Annotated in this window: 14 protein-coding genes; 13 read left to right on the top strand and 1 reads right to left on the bottom strand. The window is 42.1% G+C overall.

Features of this window, described 5'->3' with window-relative positions; all coding sequences use genetic code 11:
• Positions 1–7 precede the first annotated feature (7 nt).
• The 13 genes from RM549_RS07960 to RM549_RS07900 all read left to right on the top strand — a co-directional run bounded on the left by RM549_RS07960 (position 8) and on the right by RM549_RS07900 (position 20703).
• On the top strand, positions 8–1888 hold the full coding sequence (locus tag RM549_RS07960; RefSeq protein ID WP_311683521.1) for a copper resistance CopC family protein: 1881 nt from the start codon (positions 8–10) through the stop codon (positions 1886–1888).
• Positions 1889–2023: 135 nt separating this feature from the next.
• Entirely contained in the window at positions 2024–4492 is a 2469-nt protein-coding gene (galB, locus tag RM549_RS07955) for a beta-galactosidase GalB (protein WP_311683519.1), read from the top strand.
• Positions 4493–4519: 27 nt separating this feature from the next.
• Positions 4520–6925, top strand: coding sequence for a glycoside hydrolase family 31 protein (locus tag RM549_RS07950; protein ID WP_311683517.1), 2406 nt, complete (start codon positions 4520–4522; stop codon positions 6923–6925).
• A 28-nt stretch (positions 6926–6953) separates the two neighbouring features.
• Complete coding sequence (locus RM549_RS07945) at positions 6954–8960, top strand: glycoside hydrolase family 97 protein (RefSeq protein WP_311683515.1); 2007 nt, start codon at positions 6954–6956, stop codon at positions 8958–8960.
• Positions 8961–9010: 50 nt separating this feature from the next.
• The gene (locus RM549_RS07940) at positions 9011–11245 is read left to right on the top strand and encodes a glycoside hydrolase family 3 C-terminal domain-containing protein (protein ID WP_311683512.1); all 2235 of its coding nucleotides are present in this window, start codon (positions 9011–9013) and stop codon (positions 11243–11245) included.
• 23 nt (positions 11246–11268) lie between these two features.
• Positions 11269–12726 carry a cellulase family glycosylhydrolase gene (locus RM549_RS07935; RefSeq protein WP_311683510.1) on the top strand — a complete coding sequence of 486 codons (1458 nt, stop codon included), beginning with the start codon at positions 11269–11271 and terminating at the stop codon, positions 12724–12726.
• A 118-nt stretch (positions 12727–12844) separates the two neighbouring features.
• Positions 12845–13723 carry an AraC family transcriptional regulator gene (locus RM549_RS07930; RefSeq protein ID WP_311683508.1) on the top strand — a complete coding sequence of 293 codons (879 nt, stop codon included), beginning with the start codon at positions 12845–12847 and terminating at the stop codon, positions 13721–13723.
• Between the two features lie 4 nt (positions 13724–13727).
• Positions 13728–15071: an L-fuconate dehydratase gene (locus tag RM549_RS07925; RefSeq protein WP_311683506.1), complete on the top strand. Its 1344-nt coding sequence runs from the start codon at positions 13728–13730 to the stop codon at positions 15069–15071.
• The gene (locus tag RM549_RS07920; RefSeq protein ID WP_311683504.1) at positions 15072–15839 is read left to right on the top strand and encodes an SDR family NAD(P)-dependent oxidoreductase; all 768 of its coding nucleotides are present in this window, start codon (positions 15072–15074) and stop codon (positions 15837–15839) included.
• A 31-nt stretch (positions 15840–15870) separates the two neighbouring features.
• On the top strand, positions 15871–16725 hold the full coding sequence (locus tag RM549_RS07915) for a fumarylacetoacetate hydrolase family protein (RefSeq protein WP_311683502.1): 855 nt from the start codon (positions 15871–15873) through the stop codon (positions 16723–16725).
• On the top strand, positions 16725–17555 hold the full coding sequence (locus tag RM549_RS07910; RefSeq protein ID WP_311683500.1) for an amidohydrolase family protein: 831 nt from the start codon (positions 16725–16727) through the stop codon (positions 17553–17555). Before RM549_RS07915 ends, RM549_RS07910 begins: the two co-directional genes overlap by 1 nt.
• Positions 17556–19919, top strand: a complete 2364-nt coding sequence (locus RM549_RS07905) for a glycoside hydrolase family 95 protein (RefSeq protein WP_311683498.1) — start codon at positions 17556–17558, stop codon at positions 19917–19919.
• 1 nt (position 19920) lies between these two features.
• A complete protein-coding gene (locus RM549_RS07900) occupies positions 19921–20703 on the top strand; it encodes an L-fucose dehydrogenase (protein WP_311683495.1) in 783 nt (260 codons plus the stop codon).
• Positions 20704–20785: 82 nt separating this feature from the next.
• Here RM549_RS07900 and RM549_RS07895 read toward each other — a convergent pair whose 3' ends face one another.
• Positions 20786–22786 (bottom strand): protein-disulfide reductase DsbD family protein, encoded by a 2001-nt coding sequence (locus RM549_RS07895; RefSeq protein ID WP_311683493.1) that lies wholly within the window; start codon positions 22784–22786, stop codon positions 20786–20788.
• Positions 22787–22834: the final 48 nt, after the last annotated feature.

Genomic DNA, 22834 nt, shown 5'->3' with positions numbered 1-22834 from the left:
TAGCGTTATGAAAAATTTAAAAATATGGTTTGCGTTCTTTTTGGCAGGGGTATTTCTCACCTCCTGCCAGCCCGAAGATTATTCCATGGGAGAAAAACTAGATCCTTCAGAAATAGATTATGAAATCATTCAGGATTATGATATTGATGCTGGTGGGAATACGGTCATCTTAAAATTTAACACACCCGGGGCCACTCCCGTCTGGAATTATGGAACTGGTAAATCTTCAAGAGTTGTTGATACAGTACGCTTTGCGTTTCAGGGAGATTATGAGATAGATCTTAATGTAATTACTGCCGGAGGAGTGGTAGATCTAGATCCTGTAACCATATCTGTTACTGAAGACAATCTTAGTTATGTAGATGACCCGCTTTGGACTAAATTAACCGGTGGTAATGGAGAATCTAAAACCTGGGTACTGGATCTTGATGAAGAAGGAACTTCCATACATTTCGTAGGACCGCTGTACTTCTATGGAACCGACAATGGTTGGCTGGAAGGCGGAGGCGAATGGGATGGCGGTGCTACAGGTTGCTATGAAGAAGGTGGTGACTGTTGGAACTGGAGTCCCGAATGGTCTGGCAACACGTGGTTAATGCCTGCAGGAGATTATGGATCAATGACTTTTAGTCTTGAAGGAGGCCCCTATGTCACTGTAAATCATAATATGCTGCCTTCCCTTGGAGAGCAGTCAGGAACATTTTTCCTGGATAAGGACGCACATATGATTAATCTTAATAATGATGTAGAGATTTTACATAGTGTAAACAACGATGAATGTGTAAATGACTGGAGCAACGTGCGGGTAATGTCATTAACAGAAGACACTATGCAACTTGGAGTTTTAAGACGGGACGATTGTGACGGAGCTGCTTTACTGGTTTATAATTTTGTTTCTGAAGAATTTAAAGAAAACTATGTACCGGAAGAAGTAGAGCCAACGATAGATGAAGGTTTTGATCCTGAATTCGAATCTGGTGAATTATTACAGATGTTGACCGGTGGACCTTCTTCAGGAAGAATATGGGAACTTGACGCCGAAGGAAATCCAGTGGACTGGATAGCTTCAGGAATTGGCTGGACAGAAAATGCAGACAGCTCCAGAGACTGGGGATGGAACGCAGGCTGGGACGAAGCAGCAGCAGATTCATGGATACGTTTTGACCAGTGGGGCGGTATGAATTACACCCGCTATCAAAATGGTATGGAAACTTCGGGTACCTTCAGCATTAATGAAGAAACAAATGAAATCACTCTTGTAAATAATACTTTAATACAAGGACCGGAAGGACACTGGATGAATCCGACCACCCATGTTATAAAAGTCATTAAGGCATATGATGATTTCCAATCCCGCGGAATCTGGTTTGGTACAAGTTATAATGCCGATTCAGACGAATGGTTGGCTTTCCATTATATTTTAGGCGGTAATGAAGGCAATGGAGATGGAGAAGGAACAACTGAACCGATTGCTCTAAACTTTGATAATTCTAAATTGGCAATAGGTGATATTGAAGAGAATGGCAACCTTCGTCTTGAACTATTTAATGAATATGGTTCCACAATGGATGACCCAGGCTTAACCCGGTCTGACGTAGCTTTTAGCGAAAAGGTAGAAATAACTTTTAGCTTAAGTGGGATCACACTAAATGAAGATGCCGCAGGCTCTTATGATGCGAAGATCTATTTTGCCGATGGCGATTGGGCTCCTCAGGGTGATGGAAATGTAATAACTGTTAATGGAGATGGTACTTACACTGTAACTTATGAGGCTCCCAGTCCAGCTCAGGGAACCTTTGTTTTTGTAATAGATGTGGTTGGTCTAGCCGCTGATCTTGCAGATATGGATGCTGTCTCTGCTAACATTGAGGAAATTATTATGTACTAATTAAATAATTTACAGAGAATTGCCTTAATTGCTTCTATCAATAATAATTAATTGCTGAAACCAATGAAGATGAAAGTTTAGCTACTTCCATCTTCATTGGTTCGGCTTTACTTTAATGTTATAAAAAGTTTTCAAATGAATTTCAGAAAACTAAACCCTCTCTATATACTATTCTTTTTTTCTCTTTTTTCCTGCCAGGAGGAGGAAGAAAAAGCTGCTTTTGAAGATAGAGAAATTGCTTTTAATTCGGATTGGCAATTCCACCTAAACGAATCTGGTAATGATTCCATTTCAGAAAATGCCGAGTGGAGAACACTCCATTTACCGCACGACTGGAGTATTGAAGGCAAATTTAGTCAGGAGCATCCTGCAGGCACAGGTGGAGGAGCTTTGCCTGGAGGAATGGGTTGGTACAAAAAGTCCTTTACTCTAGAGGAAAGCGACAGTACCAAAGTAACTTCTGTAATGTTTGACGGGGTTTACCACAACAGTGAAGTCTGGATCAACGGAAATTACCTTGGGAATCGTCCCAATGGATATATGGGATTCCAATATGAACTCACCCCCTATCTTAACTACGGAGAAGTGGAAAATGAACTTCTTGTAAAAGTTGATAATTCAGAGCAACCGAATTCACGCTGGTATTCCGGATCGGGAATTTACAGAAATGTGTGGCTCATCAGCACAAATAAATTACATGTTGCAAAATGGGGAACATTTGTTACCACCCCGGAAGTCAGTAAAGATAGTGCTACTGTTAACATTGAGACTACGATTGCAAACAAATATCCCGAAGCTAAAAATGCAGTAATCAGGACCATTATTCTTCGGAATGGAACCGAAGTCACTTCCGCCAGCGAGGAATTCAGCATTGATAAGGATAGAGAACATAAAATTCAGCAAACGGCTACAGTGGACCAGCCTGAATTATGGTCGGTAGAAAATCCTGGACTTTATACTGCAGTAACCGAAATTGAATTGGACGGGGAAATTGTGGACCGGTATGAAACACCTTTTGGAATAAGAAGCTTTGAATTTGATCTTGAAGAAGGTTTTATTCTTAACGGGGAACAGATCAAGATTAAAGGAGTTTGTCTTCACCATGATTTAGGACCTTTGGGTACGGCTATTAACACAAGAGCCATAGAACGCCAGTTGGAAATTATGCAGGAAATGGGCGTTAATGGAATAAGGACTGCCCACAACCCACCGGCACCAGAATTACTGGAGCTATGTGATAAAATGGGCTTTATCGTTCAGGATGAATCTTTTGACATCTGGGAACAGGGGAAAACAGAACACGACTACAGCAATTATTGGGATGAATGGTACGAACGTGATCATACCGATATGCTATTACGAGACCGCAACCATCCGAGTATTTTTATGTGGAGCATAGGAAATGAAATTCCGGAACAATGGAGCGAGCGTGGTGCAGAAATAGGCAGGGAACTGGCGAAAATCACCCGTAAAATCGATTCTACCAGGCCAGTTACCGCTGCAATGAATCCGCCCGTCCATACCAGTGATGATGATGTGACCCTTCAATTTGACGAACCTCAGCAGCCTAATGCCCTCGCGGGGTCGGGAGCTTTGGATATTATAGGCTACAACTATGCGCATCAAACTTATCCTAAACATCAGGTGAATTTTCCGAATACTCCTTTTATTGCCACCGAAACAACTTCGGCTTTAGCGACAAGGGGATATTATGAATTTCCTTCAGATACTATTAAAATTTGGCCTGTACGTTGGGACATCCCTTTTGACGGAGGGAATCCCGACAATACGATTTCAGCTTTTGACCAGGTAAGGACTCCCTGGGGTTCTACTCATGAAGAGACTTGGAAGATCATCAAAAAACATGACTTCCTTTCAGGATTCTATATCTGGACAGGATTTGATTATTTAGGGGAACCTACGCCCTATACATGGCCTTCAAGAAGTTCCTACTTCGGAATTGTAGATCTCGCCGGATTCCCAAAAGATTCCTATTACATGTACAAGAGTGAATGGACAGATGAAGATGTGCTGCACATCCTGCCACACTGGAACTGGGAAGAAGGACAAACGGTAGATGTTTGGGCTTATTACAATAATGCCGACGAAGTAGAGCTTTTCGTGAACGGGGAATCCAAAGGAATAAAAAGAAAAGAAGGAGATGACCTGCACGTAATGTGGAGATTCCCTTACGAAGCAGGAACTTTAAAAGCTGTCTCCCGAAAAGACGGAGCAACGGTTCTGGAAAAGGTGGTGAAAACTGCCGGGGAACCTGCGGTATTAATTCTGAAAGTCGACCGTGAAAGCATTAAAGCTGACGGACAGGACCTTTCTTTTATTACCGTTACCATTACAGATGAAGATGGTACTTTAGCTCCAAGGGCAAACAATCTGGTTCAATTCGAATTGAATGGAGGCGGAAAGATAGTAGGAGTCGCAAGTGGTGATCCTACAAACCATGAATCCTTTAAAGGCACAAAGCATTCTGCCCTTAACGGAAAAGTGCTTGTGATCGTGCAGTCCGGAAAAAATGCAGGTGCAGTAGAGCTCACTGCAACTTCCGAAGGATTAGAATCGGCATCTACTACTATTACTTTTGAATAAAACTATGAGCAATAAAACTATAAAACTATGATCACGAGAAACAGATGGATAAAAAAAATATCCCTCAGTCTGGTCTGTCTCACCGCTGGTATTTTTCAGGCAGGCGCACAGATTCAGAATGCCAACGTCCTCAACGAACCAATAGACGTCAGCAAAGATTTCGAAGATTACTCAAATACATTTTATTTCGCTGATGAATTGGTTTCTTTTAATCCTGAAGCTGGAGAAGGCACAATAAAGTACAAACGGCACACCTATCAAACAAGACAGGCTTTTAACAACATGCTAATGAAGCCGGACACGGTTGCAGCAAATGAATTTCCCGCTACCGAATATGAAGCCTCTCCGGAATTGCCATTTAAAATTCAGTTTGTTTCAGATCGTACGATTAGAATCAAAATGGCTTCTGGACCGCAGTTTCACAACCAGGAAGAATCCCTAATGTTAATCAATGGTACAGCTCCAAGCAATCCCGAAGCATGGACTTACTCAAAAATAGAAGGCGGCCACCAATATATCGGCGAACATGGAAAGGTGGAAATCCTTACTCAGCCGTGGCATGTAAAACTCTATGACGAAAATGGTAAATTATTGACCAGTACACTTCATAAAACAGACGTGCAAAATACGTATACTCCTGTTTTGCCATTTTCGTACGTAAGAAGAAACAGCGATTATTCGCGGAGTATGGCAGCAGTTTTAAGCCTTGAACCCGGCGAAAAGATCTTCGGACTGGGAGAATCTTTTACGCAGTTCAACAAACGCGGACAAAAAGTGGTTCTTTGGGTTGATGATGCCAACGGAGTACAAAACGAGACCATGTATAAACCAATTCCGTTTTACATGAGCAGCCGTGGATATGGAGTATTTATGCATACCTCTTCTCCTATTACAGTCGACTTCGGAAAATATTTTAATGCAGCCAACAACATGATGATTGGGGATGATGTTGCCGATCTTTTCTTCTTCCTTGGTGAACCTAAAGATATTCTGGATGAGTACACAGATCTAACGGGTAAAACTGAAATGCCCCCGCTTTGGTCTTTCGGATTCTGGATGAGCAGAATCACTTACTTTTCTGAAGAGGAAGGCCGGGAAATAGCCAGCAACCTTAGAAAGCATAAGATCCCAAGCGATGTGATCCATTTCGATACCGGCTGGTTTGATGTGGACTGGCGCAACAACTATGAGTTTGCGGCAGATCGATTTGATGATCCTGTAGATATGATGGCAGATATGAGAGAAGACGGCTTCCATGTTTCTTTATGGCAACTCCCCTACTTTACACCAAAGAACACTCTTTTTGACGAGATCGTGGAAAACGGACTTGCAGTAAAAGACCGAAAGGGGAATATTCCTTATGAGGATGCTGTGCTCGACTTTTCTAATCCTGAAGCAGTGGAATGGTATCAGGGAAAACTCCGCCACCTGTTCGATCAGGGAGTGGGCGTTTTTAAAGTGGATTTTGGGGAAGCGGCACCTGCAAACGGAATTTACCATTCCGGCAGAACCGGATTTTATGAGCACAATTTATATCCGCTACGCTACAACAAAGCGGTAGCAGAATTAACAAAAGAAGAAAAAGGTTATTCCCTGATCTGGGCAAGAAGTACGTGGGCTGGAAGTCAGCGGTATCCTTTACATTGGGGTGGTGACGCCGCCACTACAAATACTGCCATGTCTGCCACTTTGCGCGGCGGACTATCGATTGGTCTTAGCGGATTCAGTTTCTGGAGCCATGACGTGGGCGGATTTGTAACTGCCGCTCCCGAAGATCTTTACAGAAGATGGACCCCTTTCGGAATGTTGTCTTCGCACGTAAGAAGCCACGGCGAACCACCAACAGAGCCATGGCTGTACAATGAGAGCTTTTTACAAGCCTTCAGAAAAGCCGATAATATGCGTTACGAACTGATGCCGTACATATATGCCCAGGCAAAAGAAAGCTCTGAAAAAGGGCTTCCGATGATGCGTGCTTTGTTTGTGGAATTTCCCGATGATGCAGGTTCGTGGCTGGTGGACGATCAATACCTGTTTGGATCAAGCATGTTGGTTGCCCCACTTTTTGAAGAAGTTTCAGAAAGGCAGGTTTATTTACCGGAAGGAAAATGGATAGATTACCAGACCAAAAAAATTTATGAAAGCGGATGGCACACCATTGCAGCAGGGGATATTCCAATTATCGTCTTGGTAAAAGATGGAACGGTAATTCCGCATATCAAGTTGGCACAGTCCACCCAGGCGATGGATTGGTCATATCTTGATCTAAAAGTTTTTGCTGCGGAAGGCACGGACACAGCTTCAGGTCAGATTTTTCTTCCTGAAGGTGACGCTGTACAAACCATAACAGTTTCAAAAAGAGGAAACAATTTTGAAGTCACAGATAATTCTTTAAGTGGAAAAACAACTTTCAGAACCCAATGGCAGAAATAAATTTCTATATACAGATAAGTAATAAAAAATGATAAAAAGATTAAGCATACTCCCCGCACTTTTCATCTCGTTGATCTCTTGTGGACAACAGGAAGAAACCACTATCCATGAACTCAATTCTCCGGACGGGCAGAATAAAATTAAATTTGAATTATCAAACAACAGCCCGAACTACTCTGTTTCACACGGGGATACTGAAATTATTTCCCCTTCAGAAATGGGTTTTGTTCTCAGGAATAATGATTCCCTGAGTAAAAACTTCGAAATCACTTCTGTAGAGGAATCTTCTTTTGATGAAACCTGGGAGCAGGTTTGGGGTGAAAAAAGGAACATCAGGAATAATTACAATCAGCTGGTTATAAACCTTCAGGAGAAAAACGAAAAACAGCGAAAACTTCAGGTCCAATTTAGGGCTTTTGATGATGGAGTTGCTTTCAGATATGTTTTTCCGGAGCAGGGAATCAACGATAGTGTTTTAATAATGGACGAACTTACCACTTTCAGATTAAAAGATGACGGTGAAGCTTGGTGGATCCCTGCTTATCACGAACAACGATATGAAAATCTTTTCGAAGCCACTCCTGTAAGTGAGTTAGATACGGTGCACACTCCGTTAACCATAGAAAGTGAAAACGGTTTAGCAATTAGCTTTCACGAAGCAAACCTGACAGATTTTGCCAGCATGACCCTGGAAAAGACTTCAGGAACTGAGCTAAAAGCAAATTTAGTTCCCTGGGCAGACGGAGTGAAAGTACGTACCACCGGATCATTTACTACCCCGTGGAGAACAATCCAGATCGGGGAAGAACCAACAGACCTTATTACTTCCTACCTAATCCTAAACCTGAACGAACCAAACAAGATTGAAGACACTAGCTGGATAGAGCCTGTAAAGTACATTGGAATCTGGTGGGGAATGCATATTGGGAAATACACTTTCTGGGAAGGTGAAAATCATGGGGCTTCTACCAAAAATGCAAAAGAACATATAGATTATGCCAATCAATTGGGAATTGACCACCTGCTAATTGAGGGATGGAATGAAGGCTGGACTCCTTCATGGTACGAAAATGCCCTGCACCAGTTTAGCTTTACCGATGCCACAGATGATTTTGATCTTAAAGAAGTTACCGATTATGCTGCTGAAAACGGAGTAGAAATTATAGGCTATCACGAAACCGGTTCCAATATCGACAATTACCTGAAACAGATAGACAGCGCTTTTGCCCTTTATAATGAAGTAGGGATCAGTGAAGTTAAAATCGGACACGTTGGTTCTATGTTGAATATGAAGGAATGGCATCACGGACAATTCGGAGTTAATTACTTCAGATATGTTCTGGAAAAAGCAGCTGAGCATAAACTGACTGTTCTTTTCCACGAACCTATAAAAGACACCGGGGAAAGACGTACCTATCCTAATATGCTAGCCCGGGAAGGTGCACGCGGAATTGAATACAACGCCTGGAGCGATGGTAACCCTCCAGAACACGTGACTATCCTCCCATTCACCCGTTTTCTTGCTGGCCCTATGGATTTCACCGCCGGAATTCTTGATGTGGAAGTTAGCCAGGGATATCCCGGCAGAAGGGTTCACTCCACTTCAGCCAAACAACTGGCTCTTTTGGTAACTGTATATTCGCCTATACAAATGTTGGCCGATCTACCGGAAAACTACGTGGACAAACCGGAATTTCAGTTTTTGAAAGATGTCCCAATGGACTGGGAAGACACTAAAGTGTTGAACGGAGAAATAGGTGATTATATCACCACCGTAAGAAAAGATATAGACAGTGATGACTGGTATCTGGGAAGTATAACCGATGAAAATGCACGTGATCTGGAAATTTCCCTTTCCTTTCTTGATGAAGGAGCAACTTACGAAGCCCAGATCTATGCAGATGCTGAAGGAACAGGATATCAAAATAATCCTTCAGAGGTAAAAATAACCAATAAAGAAGTAACAGCCGCAGATAAGCTTACACTCGAACTTGGTGCAAGCGGAGGAGCGGCAATAAGCTTCAAAAAATTATAATAGAATAGATTTTCCTTACAAAAACAATTACTGAAGCAAAAAATTATAAAATGAAAAACAGAATAGCTCCTTTATTAAGCATCCTAAGCTTTATTGCTTTTACTGCCTGTAATGAAGATGCACAAACTAATACCCCCAACACAGATTCTTCAGAAAACAAAATTTTTCAGGGAGAGCCTCTTAGTATGGAATACGAAGAGAAAATTGACAGCCTTATCGCACAACTGACTCTCGAAGAAAAATCGGGAATGCTTCATGGGACCAGCATGTTTGCCACTTCGGGTGTACCAAGACTGGGAATTCCGGAATTAACCATGGCCGATGGCCCTCTGGGAGTTCGTGAGGAAATCTCCAGGGATTCCTGGGCAAATGCAGGCTGGGAGAATGATTACGCTACTTTTCTGCCTGCCGGTGGTGGACTTTCCGCCACATGGAACCCTGATTTAGCGTATACCTTCGGAAATGTTATAGGCGCAGAAACCCGTGACAGGAATAAAGACGTTCTTCTCGCTCCGGCTTTTAATATCATCCGGACTCCTCTGGGAGGACGTACTTATGAGTATTTTTCTGAAGATCCGTTCTTGAATAAAAAAATCACTGTGCCTTATATTGTTGGGGTACAAGAGAATGACGTCGCGGCTTCCATAAAGCACTATGCAGTTAACAATCAGGAAACAAACCGTGGAACAGTCGACGTTCTGCTGGATGAGCGAACCCTACGGGAAATCTATCTTCCTGCATTTGAAGCTGCAATTACAGAAGCGCATGCCTACAGTGTGATGGGCGCGTACAATAGATTGCGCGGAGACTATCTAAATGAAAATGAGTATATGCTCCAGGACGTTTTGAGAGACGAATGGGGCTTTAAAGGATTTGTGGTATCAGATTGGGACGCTATTCATAGTACCGTGAAAGCATTAAAAGCAGGTGCCGATGTAGAGATGGGCACCAATGCTCCTTTTGATGAGTATTATTTCGCACAGCCTCTAATTGATTCTGTGCAGGCAGGAAAACTTTCAGAAGAAGAAGTAAATAAACATGTACGCCGCGTACTTAGGGTAATGTACAACATCAAAAGTATTGATTCTACTGGTCGTGCTGAAGGAAGCAGGAATACCGAAGCTCATCTTCAGGACGCTTATGACATTGCTTCAGAATCTGTGGTACTGCTGAAAAATGAGAAAAACTTGCTTCCTGTAAAGCTTGAAGAAATTGAAAGCATTGCTGTAATTGGAAACAATGCCACCAGAACTTACGCCCAGGGCGGATTTGGCGCTGGTGTAAAAACCCGCAATGAAATAACTCCGCTGGATGCACTAAAAAATAAGCTTCCGGAGTCTGTTAGCATCAATTACGCGAAAGGGTATGAGGAAAATTATGTCCCTGCAAACGATCAAAATCAAAATTATGGAAGGGAAACCATTGACGAACTGGATGAAAACATGGTGCAGGAAGCAGTCGAAGCTGCAAAAAATTCAGATATAGCTATAATTTTTGCCGGATCCAACAGGGATTACGAATCGGAGGCTGCAGATAGAAGAGACATTCAGCTTCCGTTTGGGCAGGAAGAATTGATTGACCGTGTAAAAGAAGCCAATCCAAATACCATTATTGTAATGATTGCCGGTGCACCTTTTGATCTTCAGAAGGTAGAGAAAAATGCTTCTACCCTTGTATGGAGCTGGTTCAACGGTTCGGAAGGTGGAAATGCTTTAGTAGATGTGCTTTTAGGAGAGGTAAATCCTTCCGGAAAACTACCATGGACGATGCCTGTAAGTCTTGAGGATTCTCCCGCTCATGCCACTAACAGCTTTCCGGGAGACGAATCTGTAACTTATGAAGAAGGAATTCTGGTGGGTTACCGCTGGTTCGACACAAAGAATATTGAACCCATGTATCCTTTTGGCTACGGACTTTCCTATACCTCTTTTGACTTCAAAAGCCCAAAAGTAAATAAGGAAGAAGCCTATACAGAAAATGACACGATCACCCTTGAGATTGAGGTGGAAAATACCGGTGAAGTAGATGGAAAAGAAGTGGTACAGGTTTATATGTCGAAATCTGATTCTCAAATAGAACGTGCCGCCCAGGAATTAAAAGGATTTAAAAAAGTTGCGGTTTCAGCAGGAAGTTCAGAAACAGTTTCTATTGAAATTCCGGTAAAAGAACTTGCTTATTATAATGTAGATAACAAATCCTGGACGGTTGAACCAGGAACCTATACCCTTAAAATAGGAAATTCTTCCAGAAATATTCTGGAACAGATCAATATTGAAATCGAGTAAATACTAATCAAAAAATTATCAAAATGAAAAAACAAAAATTTAATGCTTTTGGCGTTTTGCTAATGTTCTTCGTGAGCATTGTTTTTACGTCGTGCACAGAAGAAGATGACGGACCAAAAACAACCCCTCCAATTGAAGAAATAGAATTTAGTGTTACTCCTGCTTCCATAGACTTTGAAGCCGCAGGAGGTGAAAATACCATTGCTATTACCAGCGGTGAAGAATGGACGATTTCCGGAGGTGGAGACTGGATCTCATTATCTGCGGAATCAGGAGTAGAAACCAGTGATGTGGTAGTTACGGCAGAGGCTAATGAAGCTACCGAAGAAAGAACCGCAACGCTTACTGTTTCTACTGAAGAAGATGCTATGGACATCCTGATAACTCAGGCCGCTGCCGAAGCTCCGCCAGCCGAAACTCCCGAAGCAACTATCCCACCGGATGAAACTGATATGCGTGACCTGACAAGTGTACAACTTACTAATGAAATGGAAATTGGCTGGAACTTAGGGAACTCTCTTGATGCCATTGGTGGCGAGACCGCCTGGGGAAATCCAATGGTAAATGAGCAGCTAATCCAGTCGGTTAAAGACGCCGGATTCAATGCAGTACGTATCCCTATTGCCTGGAGTAAATTTTCAGATGAAGAAAATTTTGTAATTACAGAAGAATGGATGAACCGTGTAGAAGAAGTGGTAAATATGGTCCTTGATAATGGTATGTACGCCATCATCAATACTCATTGGGATAACGGATGGATGCAACCTACTTATGATGATGAAGATTATGTAAATAACCGTCTTGAAATTATGTGGCAACAAATCGCTATTAATTTCCGTGATTATGATGACAAACTGCTTTTTGCAGGTACAAATGAAGTAATGGTAGAAGGTGACTATGGAACTCCTACTGAAGAATACTACACGGTACAAAACGGATTCAATCAAACTTTCGTGGACGCTGTAAGAGCTACGGGCGGAAGAAATCATTACCGTCATTTAGTGGTGCAAGGCTTTAATACTAATATTGACCATACGCTTAATTTCGCTGAAATTCCTGAAGATGTAGTAGATGACCGCCTGATGATGGAAGTTCATTATTACGATCCTTATAATTTCACATTAAATGAAGAAAGCAATGTATATCAATGGGGAGATGATGCACCGGAATCTGAAGACTGGGCAAATGAATCTTATGTTGATGAGCAATTCAACAAAATGAAAACCGAGTTTATTGATAATGGTGTAGGTGTTATCTTGGGAGAATATGGCGCGATTGCCAGACCAGATGTGGAAGGACATGATGAATACCGCCAATATTATATGGAGTATGTAACGCAATCTGCCATGGAGCATGGATTAGTTCCTTTTTATTGGGATAATGGTGATGAAGACGCGAATGGTTTTGCGATTTTTGATCGTGAAACGGGGGAAGTGCTTTATCCCGAGCTCTTGGATGCAATTGTCGATCAGGAAGACTAAAATTACTTGTTAAATTGATTGCGGGTATACGCTGTAAAAATTATTTCTGATTTTAGGGAATTCATTCTAATTCCTTAAAGTCAGAAGTAATTTAAATCAAGTCTCATACGTCCCTTATATGAAACTACACTTTTTAGACCGGACAGATCTACGAAACAAGTGTCTCTCTGTACATTATAACAGCTATCCAAATTTTCTGAAGCTGTGGCATTACCATGAGCAGTTGGAGCTTGTAGTGGTGCTTAAAAGTACGGGGACAAGATTTGTTGGGGATAGTATTGAAAAGTTCAGCCAGGGAGAAATCATATTATTGGGCAAGAACCTGCCTCATATGTGGCTTAATGACAAAGCTTATTTTGCTGAAGGTTCAGAGCTGAAAGCTGAAGCAATAGCAGTTCATTTTAAACAGGAATTTCTAGGCCATGACTTTTTCCATACCGCCGAGATGAAACATATCGGGCAGCTCTTCGAAAAGGCAAGGCGCGGTATCAAATTCACAGATAAAAATGATGAAATTATCAGTGAAATAATGAAAATGGTGGAACTTGATGATTTCGGGCGTGTAGTAAAGATGCTGGAAGTTCTCAACCTCTTATCAAAATCTAAGAATTCAGTCTTATTATCGAGTTCAGGGTTTTTAAACTCTTTTCACCAGAGCGATAATAACAATCTGGATAAAGTCTATGCATATATCTTCAATAACTTCAAAAAGTCGGTTTCTCTAGAGGATGTTTCAGAGATTGCGCATATGAATCCGGCTGCATTCAGCCGTTTTTTTAAAAGGATAAGCAGAAAAACTTTTTCCCGCTATCTTAACGAAATACGTGTGGGATACGCCTGTAAAATGCTCTTGGAGCAAAAGTATACTGTTACCGATATATGCTACGAATCAGGTTTTAACAATCTCTCCAACTTCAACAGGCAATTTAAAGCAATAACAAATTATTCACCCACCGAATATCTCCAGGATTATCAGCGGGTCTATGCAAGAAATTAATGCAATGAAAAAACCAGTTACAATAATTGATATCGAGGTACACGATGTACGGTTCCCCACCAGCAGGAGCTCCATCGGGTCTGATGCTATGAATGTTGATCCCGATTATTCAGCAGCATACGTTATTTTAAAAACAGATCATCCGGAAGATATTGAAGGCCACGGACTCACTTTTACCATAGGCCGTGGAAATGAACTTTGTGCTAGAGCCATTGAATCCTTATCCCCACTCCTTCTGAATAAAACACTGGAATCCTTTACAGAAAATATGGGTGCTTTCTGGACGATGATCACCGGTGACAGTCAGTTAAGATGGTTGGGTCCGGAAAAAGGCGTTATCCATCTTGCTACCGGCGCATTGGTGAATGCAGTCTGGGATCTTTATGCTAAAGTTGAAGGTAAACCTCTGTGGCGACTTTTAGCCGATATGACTCCCGAAGAACTTGTGGCCTGTGTGGACTTCAAATATATTACCGATGCTATTACTCCTGAAGAAGCAATCAGCATGCTGAAGGAGAAAGAAACTACCAAACATGAGCGTATAGATTACCTGGAAAAGCATGGGTATCCCGCATATACCACATCTGCCGGATGGCTTGGATACCCTGATGAAAAAATCAGGAAATTGTGCCGGGAAGCAAAGGCTGATGGCTGGAAACATATAAAAATGAAGGTGGGCTCTTCCCTGGAAGACGATGTTCGCAGGGCAGCTATTATAAGAGAGGAAGTTGGAGAAGATTTTAAACTAATGATGGATGCCAATCAGAAATGGGATGTAAATGAGGCTGTTAAAAACATGAAAATCCTCTCCCAGTTTAATCCCTGGTGGATTGAAGAACCAACAAGTCCAGATGATATTTTGGGCCATGCAAAAATTGCCAGAGCGGTAGATCCGGTTCTTGTGGCAACAGGTGAGCATTGCCAGAACCGTACAGTTTTTAAACAACTTATGCAGGCCGGTGCCATAGGAATTTGCCAGATCGACAGCTGCCGGGTTGGAGGCGTAAACGAAATCTTAGCTATTCTTCTGATGGCAGCGAAATTTGATATTCCGGTTTGTCCACACGCCGGTGGCGTTGGTCTTTGCGAATATGTGCAGCATTTGTCCATTATAGATTATATAGCAATCAGTGGAAAATTGGAAGATCGAATAATTGAATATGTAGATCACCTGCACGAACATTTCGTAGACCCTGTAGTAATTAAAAACGGAAATTATCTTTTACCCACGGAAGCAGGATATAGCATCACGATGAAAAAGGAATCTTTAGAAGAATATTCTTTTCCTCACGGAGCTATTTGGAAAGCAGAATCTGAATATAAATTGAAGACATCAATAATTGGCTAAATGAAATTCAGCTTAAAAAATAAAATTGCAATAGTAACCGGCGGCGGCAGCGGAATTGGAAAAGCTATTACCGAAGCTTTTGTAGAGCAGGGTGCTATTGTTCACATTCTGGAGATAAACCCAGAAGCCGCAGAAAAACTGGCTTCAGAATTAAATACAGAACGAGAGGCCGTTACTGTTCATACCTGTGACATTACTGACGGAGAAAAAGTAGCGACAGTAATTCAAAAGATTCCGAAGGTGGATATTTTAATTAATAACGCAGGAATTGCACATATTGGCAACCTGGAAAATACAGCCGGAGAAGATCTGGATCGCCTTTATCAGGTAAACATCAAGGGAACCTACAACTGCATGCATGCCTGCATTGCAAAAATGAAAAAGAACAGGAATGGCGTAATAATTAATATGGCTTCTATCGCCGCCTCTGTGGGAATTTCAGATAGGTTTGCCTATTCGATGACCAAGGGCGCTGTGCTCACAATGACCTATTCTGTAGCCAAAGATTATGTTCAGGAGGGAATCCGCTGCAACAGCATTTCCCCTGCCCGTATCCATACCCCTTTTGTAGACGGATTTTTGTCTAAAAATTATCCCGGTCAGGAAAAGGAAATGTTCGGGAAATTATCGGCTACGCAACCCATTGGTCGTATGGGAGAACCAGAAGAAGTAGCTAATCTTGCGGTCTATCTCTGCTCAGATGAGGCTTCTTTTATTACGGGAACAGATTTCCCCATCGATGGCGGATTTATTAAATTAAACGGCTAATAAAACAAATAACCAACTGAACCAAAAAATTATGAAACTAATCCGTTTTGGAGAATTAGATAAAGAAAAACCCGGAGTAGAACTGGAAGATGGAACACGTATCAATGTTTCCGGTTTTACAAATGACTACAACGAAGATTTTTTTGCAGGTGATGGCATTACCAAATTAACTGAATGGCTATCCTCCAATAAGGAATCCTGTTCTAAAATTTCTGCGGAAACACGCCTTGGAAGTCCTGTAAAGCGACCTTCAAAATTAATTTGCATCGGGCTTAATTATGCAAAACATGCCGAGGAAAGCGGGATGAAACCACCCAAAGAGCCTGTTCTGTTTTTTAAAGCAACTTCAGCAATTGTTGGGCCTAACGACGATTTAATTATTCCGAAGAACAGTAAAAAAACAGATTGGGAAGTAGAGCTGGGAGTTGTAATAGGAAAGAAAACCTCTTACTGCAGTGAAGCCGAAGCCATGGATGCTGTTGCCGGATACGTTTTGCACAACGATTACAGCGAACGCGAATTCCAACTGGAGCGCGAAGGCCAGTGGGTAAAAGGCAAAAGCTGTGACACCTTTGCACCTCTGGGGCCTTACCTGGTGACTAAAGATGAAATAAAAGATCCTAATAATCTCAATCTTTGGTTAAAGCTGAACGGGAAAACCATGCAGAACAGCAATACCTCAGATTTTGTTTTTAATATTGCTGAAGTAATAAGCTATATAAGCCAATTTATGACCCTGCTTCCGGGAGATGTTATTTCCACCGGAACTCCGTTTGGCGTTGGGATGGGATTAAAACCACAGCGATTTTTGAAGGAAGGTGATGTAGTTGAACTGGGAATCGATGGCCTTGGGACTTCAAAGCAACACGTCAAAAACTTCAAATAATGGTTTTAGACGCCCATGTACATTTCTGGAATTATGATCCTAACCGCGATACCTGGATCACCGAGGAAATGAGGGCTCTAAAAAGGCAATTATCGCCCGAAGATTATAAATCCACGACTGAAAATTTGAATATTTCGGGCTGCATTGCCGTTCAGGCTGATGAATCTGAAGAAGAAACTCAGTTTTTACTGGATTTAGCTGAAAAACATGATGTTATCAGGGCTGTTTTGGGCTGGGTCGATCTTTCTGCTGAAGATGTGGAAGTAAAACTGAAGAAATTCAGTAAAAACAGGCTTTTAAAAGGAATCCGATGCATTCTTCAGGATAAAAACGATGATTTTATGCTTAGCAAGGGCTTTTTGAACGGAATTTCGAAGCTTCAGCAGTATAAATTGACATATGATATACTGGTTCATCATCTTCAACTCGAAAAGGCCATTAAGCTGGTTGAAAAATTTCCGAAGCAGCCTTTTATCCTGGACCACCTGGGAAAACCGGACATAAAAAATGGCAATTATCGACACTGGGAGCAGAATATCGCTGAACTCGCGCAATTCGAGAATGTTCATTGCAAAATTTCCGGAATGGTCACAGAAGCCGACTGGAATAACTGGAAAAAAGAAGATTTTGAGTTCTGTCTTGATACCGTTTTTTCTGCTTTTGGAATAAACAAAGTGGTTTTTGCTTCTGACTGGCCAGTTTGTAATCTTGCCGGAAATTTTTCCAGGGTTTTAGACCTTGTACAGACGTTTACAGCAAATTTTAACAAAGCTGAAAAAGAAGCTTTTTATTATAAAAACGCTCAGAAATTTTACAAAATTGACAACTAAATGAAGAACTCCATAAAACTTCTCCTGGTTCTGGCATTTCTGATTTCTTCAGAAAATTATGCTCAGCAAGAAGCCGGCAATAAAAACATCCTTTGGTATACGACTCCGGCAGAAAACTGGGATCATGCGCTGCCCGTGGGAAATGGCCGAATGGGAGCAATGGTTTTTGGAGATCCGGAAAGTGAAAGGATTCAGTTAAATGAGGATTCTCTGTGGCCCGGAGGTCCGGATTGGGGAAACAGCAAAGGAACTCCCGAAGATCTTGCAGAAATTAGAAAACTTGTAGAAGCCGGTCAATTTCATCTGGCAGATAGTCTTATCGTTGAACGTTTTTCGTACAAGGGCGTGGCTCGTTCGCACCAGACGATGGGCGATCTTTTTATAGAATATCAGCATGAAAATATCAAAGATTACAAGCGAAGCCTGGACCTTGAAAATGCTGTGGCAAGTACAACTTATACCGCAGATGGATATTCCGTTACCCAGGATGTTTTTTCTTCCGCAGAAGATGACGTGCTGATTGTAAAGATCAAAACCGAAAATCCCGACGGCATAGCTTTTAAACTCACGATGAGCCGTCCCGAAGATAACGGGCATCAAACCGTAGAAGTTACTTCGCCACAGGATAACATGCTTAATATGCGCGGAATGGTTACTCAATATGCAGGTGCCAGAGATTCCGAACCCGTAGAAATTGATTACGGAGTGAAGTTCGAGGCAATCCTTAAAGCCGAAATTGAAAAGGGTACCGTAGAAGCTAAAAACAATACGCTACAATTCAAAAATGTTAAGGAAGCTGTTTTATATATCGTTGCCAGTACTTCCTTTTATCACGAAGATTTTGCTGCGAACAATCAAAAAACGCTGGAAAAACTTCAGAATAAAAATTATAAAGAACTACTCGAGCGACATATCGCAGATTATCAGCAATTTTACAATCGCACTTCTTTAAACCTGGGCGACGACCATCTGGATTCCCTTACTACCACCACCCGCCTGGAGCGTGTAAAAGAGGGGCAACAGGATTTAGGCTTAGTTGAGAAGCTTTTTCAGTACGGCCGATATTTGTTAATTTCCAGCTCCCGTCCCGGTACTAATCCAGCGAATCTTCAGGGTCTTTGGAATGAGCATATCCAGGCGCCATGGAATGCAGATTATCACCTCAACATTAATTTACAAATGAATTACTGGCCCGCAGGACCTGCCAATTTAATTGAACTTCAGGAGCCGCTTTTTGATCTCACAGACCGGCTGATTGAACGGGGCAAAATTCTTGCGCGGGAACAATACGGAATGAGTGGAACCGTAGCACATCAAACTACCGATCTTTGGGCTGCACCATGGATGCAGGCAGAAACAGCTTACTGGGGCTCCTGGATCCATGGTGGGGGCTGGCTGGCACAACATTACTGGGAACATTACCGGTTCACGCAGGACACCACTTTTTTAAAAGAACGCGCCTACCCCGCTCTTAAAGCTTATGCTGAATTTTATTCGGACTGGCTGACTGAAGATCCGCGTGATGGAACCTTAATTTCCACTCCGGAAACTTCTCCCGAAAACCGTTATTTGGCTCCCGATGGTGAGCCTGCTGCTTTATCCCGCGGCACCGCGATGGGCCATCAGATCATCGCGGAAGTTTTTGATAATACGATTGCATCTGCAGAAATACTGGGAAAATCTGATGAATTTACTCAGAAGATAAAAGCCCAACGAGCGCAGTTGCGTACCGGAATACAAATTGGCAACGACGGAAGAATTTTAGAATGGGACCGTGAATATGAAGAACCTGAAAAAGGACACCGGCATATTTCTCATTTATACGCCCTGCATCCGGGAGATGATATTACGGTTGAAGATCCGGAGCTATTTGAAGCTGCCCGAAAAACCATAGAACACCGGCTTGAGCATGGTGGTGCCGGACCGGGATGGAGCCGTGCCTGGATCATAAATTTCTACGCGAGGCTTTTAGATGCTGAGGCCGCCCAAAAGCATATTAACCTGTTTATGCAGCGTTCTATCTATCCAAATCTTCTGGACATACATCCTCCCTTTCAGATCGACGGAAACTTCGGATTTACAGCCGGAATCGCAGAAATGTTGCTCCAGTCACATGAAGGTTTTCTAAGGATTTTACCTGCGCTTCCTGTAGAATGGGCAAAAGGAAATGTAAGCGGATTAAAAGCCCGTGGAAACATAGAAGTGGGCATTTCGTGGAAACAAGGGTTATTGGAAGAACTTAGTTTAACTTCAGAAACAAATAAAACCATTCGCGTGGTCTATGGAGAACAGGAAACAGAAGTTGCATTGGTAGCAGGTAAATCGATCATCCTCAACAAAAAATTGAAAATAAAAAACCGCTAATATGGATTTGGGACTTAAGGGGAAAGTGATTATTGTCACAGGCGGCACAAAAGGAATTGGCGAAGCGATTTCAAAAGCAATTGCTGCGGAAGATGGCATTCCGGTTTTTATTGGCCGTACGAAAGATCATGGAGAAAAGCTTCTGAAGGAACTTCAGAATGACGGAAAAGCAGCTTATTTTATTTCCGGGGATCTGAATGATGTTCAAACCTGTGAGCAAATAGTCAAAGAAGTTGTTGAAAAATTCGGCAGTATTTACGGACTCGTAAATAACGCAGGAGCCAATGATAGTATAGGTTTAGAAAACGGCTCTCCCGAGAAATTCAGAAAATCCCTGAATTCCAATCTTAATCATTATTACAATATGGCTCATTTTTGTCTTGAGTCACTTAAAAAATCGAAAGGCAGTATTGTAAACATCAGTTCTAAAACGGCAATTACCGGCCAGGGAGGCACTTCAGGATATGCAGCGGCAAAAGGTGCTCAGCTCGCGCTAACGCGCGAATGGGCTGTGGAATTGCTACCTTATGGAGTGAGGGTAAACGCGGTAATTCCCGCAGAAGTTATGACTCCGCTTTACGAAAGTTGGTTAAGCAGCTTTAAAAATCCCGAAGAAAAGCGCAGTTCCATAACAGGAAAAATTCCGTTGGGAAAAAGGATGACTACAAGCGAAGAAATTGCAGCGAGCGTGGTTTTTCTTCTTTCGGAGAAATCTGCGCATACTACGGGGCAACATCTGGTTGTAGACGGCGGCTATACTCATTTGGACCGTTCGATAACTTAGAATTCCATTTGTTCCGGAAAATGATTCATGCCTTAAAATGGCAGTTATCGACCTAATGATTTAGACCCTTTTGAAGTGCAAATTATTCTTTATAAGCAGAAATTCCTTCCTGTAACCATTCGTAGTATTTATCTGGATCTGGAGTATAGGCAGCAGGCTCATTGAGTTTCTCACCGTCAGGATCCAACAGCACATAAAAAGGCTGCGCATTGGCTTCAAATCTGCTAATCTGAAAGTCGCTCCATTTTTCACCCACTGTATTAATTTCTCTTCCTGTAGTCTCTGAAGTATAAATGTCCTCTTCGGATAAATCCCGTTTATCATCTACATAAAGTGATACAAGGACAATATCGTTCTTCAGGATATCCAAAATGCGCTGTTTTGGCCATACATTTTGCTCCATCTTACGACAATTCACACAAGCCCAACCTGTAAAATCCAGCATTACCGGCTTGTCCACTTCTTCAGCATAGGAAAGCCCTTTTTCATAATCGTTAAAAACCAGAATATCGTGCGGAGGCATCAGGTGCGCGCCTTCGGGTAATTCAGCATTGGCAGCCGATCCGGAAGCTATATTTTTGGTGTATCCCACTCCGTAAGGCGATTCACTGTACTCCATTGGTGGCGGAAATGCACTAATCAGATTCAGCGGAGCTCCCCAAAGTCCGGGAATAAGATATATGGTAAATGTGAGCACCAACAAGCCCATCATCATTCTGCCCACGGAAATGGATTCCAAAGGAGAATCGTGGGGTAATTTTATTTTTCCGAATAAATAGAAGGCAAGGGTACCAAAAATGGCAATCCAGATTGCGATAAACACTTCCCGTTCCAATAGGTGCAATTGCAGCACAAGATCTGCCTGAGAAAGGAATTTGAAGGCAAGCGCCAGCTCAAGGAATCCGAGAAAAACTTTTACTGTATTTAGCCAGCCACCGCTCTTTGGAAGCGTATTCATCCACCCCGGGAAAGCTGCAAAAAGAGCAAAAGGCAAAGCAATAGCTAAAGAAAATCCCAACATTCCCACAATGGGTGCAATCCCTCCTTTTGAAGCCGCCTGTACCAACAAGGTTCCCACGATAGGACCTGTACAGGAAAAAGAGACAATGGCCAGCGCCAGCGCCATAAAGAAAATACCAATTATCCCTCCACGATCTGCCTGGGAGTCCACTTTATTAGCCCAGGAATTGGGAAGCATGATATCGAAAGCGCCAAAAAACGAGACTGCAAAAATCACCAATATCGCAAAGAAAACGAGGTTAAACCAGACGTTAGTGGCCAATGCATTAAGAGAATCTGCGCCAAAAATGGCAGTTACGGCTGTTCCCAGCAAAACATAAATAACAACAATGGAAATCCCATAAATTATGGCATTTCGTATTCCCTTTGCCCGGGTTTTACTTTGCTTGGTAAAATAACTTACCGTCATGGGAATCATAGGAAAAACGCAGGGCGTAAGCAGTGCCGCAAACCCGGAAAGGAAGGCGATAAAGAAGATATTCCACAGACCTTTTTTGTCCTCTTTTGCAGAAGTTATTCCAGTTTCTACCTCATTAGAAATATCTGCAGGTTTCTCAGTATCTACATTATCATCAAAAATTGAAGGATCTGCGGAAGCATTTATCCCGCCGTTATCCGGTAGAGTGAGGGTAAATTCCTCGATGGCCGGCGGTAAGCAGCGCTCGTCGTCGCAAACCATGAATTCAACAGAAGCATTGATGGTAGCTGATTCTTCCAGTAAAACAATACGTTGCTGGAAAGTGGCTTCATCTTCAAAATACTTGATACGCATTCCAAAGACAGGATCGTCTACTGTTACTCCCTCCTCTTCTTCCGTTTCTCCTAAAATTTCATAATTGTCATTTTTCTCATACGAAAAAGTGGTAGGAATTGGGCCGTTTTCAGGGACATCCTGGGCGTAAAGGTGCCATCCCGCTTCAATTTCCGCAGAAAAGATCAGCAGAAACTCATTTTCTGTATCTGAAACCTTTTCTACACTCGTCGACCATTCTACAGGATCATAAATTTGAGAAAATCCCTGCAGAGAAAAGAGAAGAAATATAAAGAGTATGAAATTCTTCATGATAGTAGGTAATTTTACGCCCTTCAGAAATTATCAAAACTTTTATCA

This window comes from Autumnicola patrickiae (genome assembly GCF_031846525.1).
In the GTDB taxonomy this organism is placed as follows: Bacteria; Bacteroidota; Bacteroidia; order Flavobacteriales; family Flavobacteriaceae; genus Autumnicola; species Autumnicola patrickiae.
Note: the sequence above shows the minus strand (reverse complement) of the source record. Positions and strands in the feature narration are given on the sequence as shown.

Bases quoted from the DNA above. Each gene is read 5' to 3' on its own strand.
- RM549_RS07960 (WP_311683521.1), top strand. From the start codon at position 8: ATGAAAAATTTAAAAATATGGTTTGCGTTCTTTTTGGCAGGGGTATTT.
- galB (WP_311683519.1), top strand. From the start codon at position 2,024: ATGAATTTCAGAAAACTAAACCCTCTCTATATACTATTCTTTTTTTCT.
- RM549_RS07950 (WP_311683517.1), top strand. From the start codon at position 4,520: ATGATCACGAGAAACAGATGGATAAAAAAAATATCCCTCAGTCTGGTC.
- RM549_RS07945 (WP_311683515.1), top strand. From the start codon at position 6,954: ATGATAAAAAGATTAAGCATACTCCCCGCACTTTTCATCTCGTTGATC.
- RM549_RS07940 (WP_311683512.1), top strand. From the start codon at position 9,011: ATGAAAAACAGAATAGCTCCTTTATTAAGCATCCTAAGCTTTATTGCT.
- RM549_RS07935 (WP_311683510.1), top strand. From the start codon at position 11,269: ATGAAAAAACAAAAATTTAATGCTTTTGGCGTTTTGCTAATGTTCTTC.
- RM549_RS07930 (WP_311683508.1), top strand. From the start codon at position 12,845: ATGAAACTACACTTTTTAGACCGGACAGATCTACGAAACAAGTGTCTC.
- RM549_RS07925 (WP_311683506.1), top strand. From the start codon at position 13,728: ATGAAAAAACCAGTTACAATAATTGATATCGAGGTACACGATGTACGG.
- RM549_RS07920 (WP_311683504.1), top strand. From the start codon at position 15,072: ATGAAATTCAGCTTAAAAAATAAAATTGCAATAGTAACCGGCGGCGGC.
- RM549_RS07915 (WP_311683502.1), top strand. From the start codon at position 15,871: ATGAAACTAATCCGTTTTGGAGAATTAGATAAAGAAAAACCCGGAGTA.
- RM549_RS07910 (WP_311683500.1), top strand. From the start codon at position 16,725: ATGGTTTTAGACGCCCATGTACATTTCTGGAATTATGATCCTAACCGC.
- RM549_RS07905 (WP_311683498.1), top strand. From the start codon at position 17,556: ATGAAGAACTCCATAAAACTTCTCCTGGTTCTGGCATTTCTGATTTCT.
- RM549_RS07900 (WP_311683495.1), top strand. From the start codon at position 19,921: ATGGATTTGGGACTTAAGGGGAAAGTGATTATTGTCACAGGCGGCACA.
- RM549_RS07895 (WP_311683493.1), bottom strand. From the start codon at position 22,786: ATGAAGAATTTCATACTCTTTATATTTCTTCTCTTTTCTCTGCAGGGA.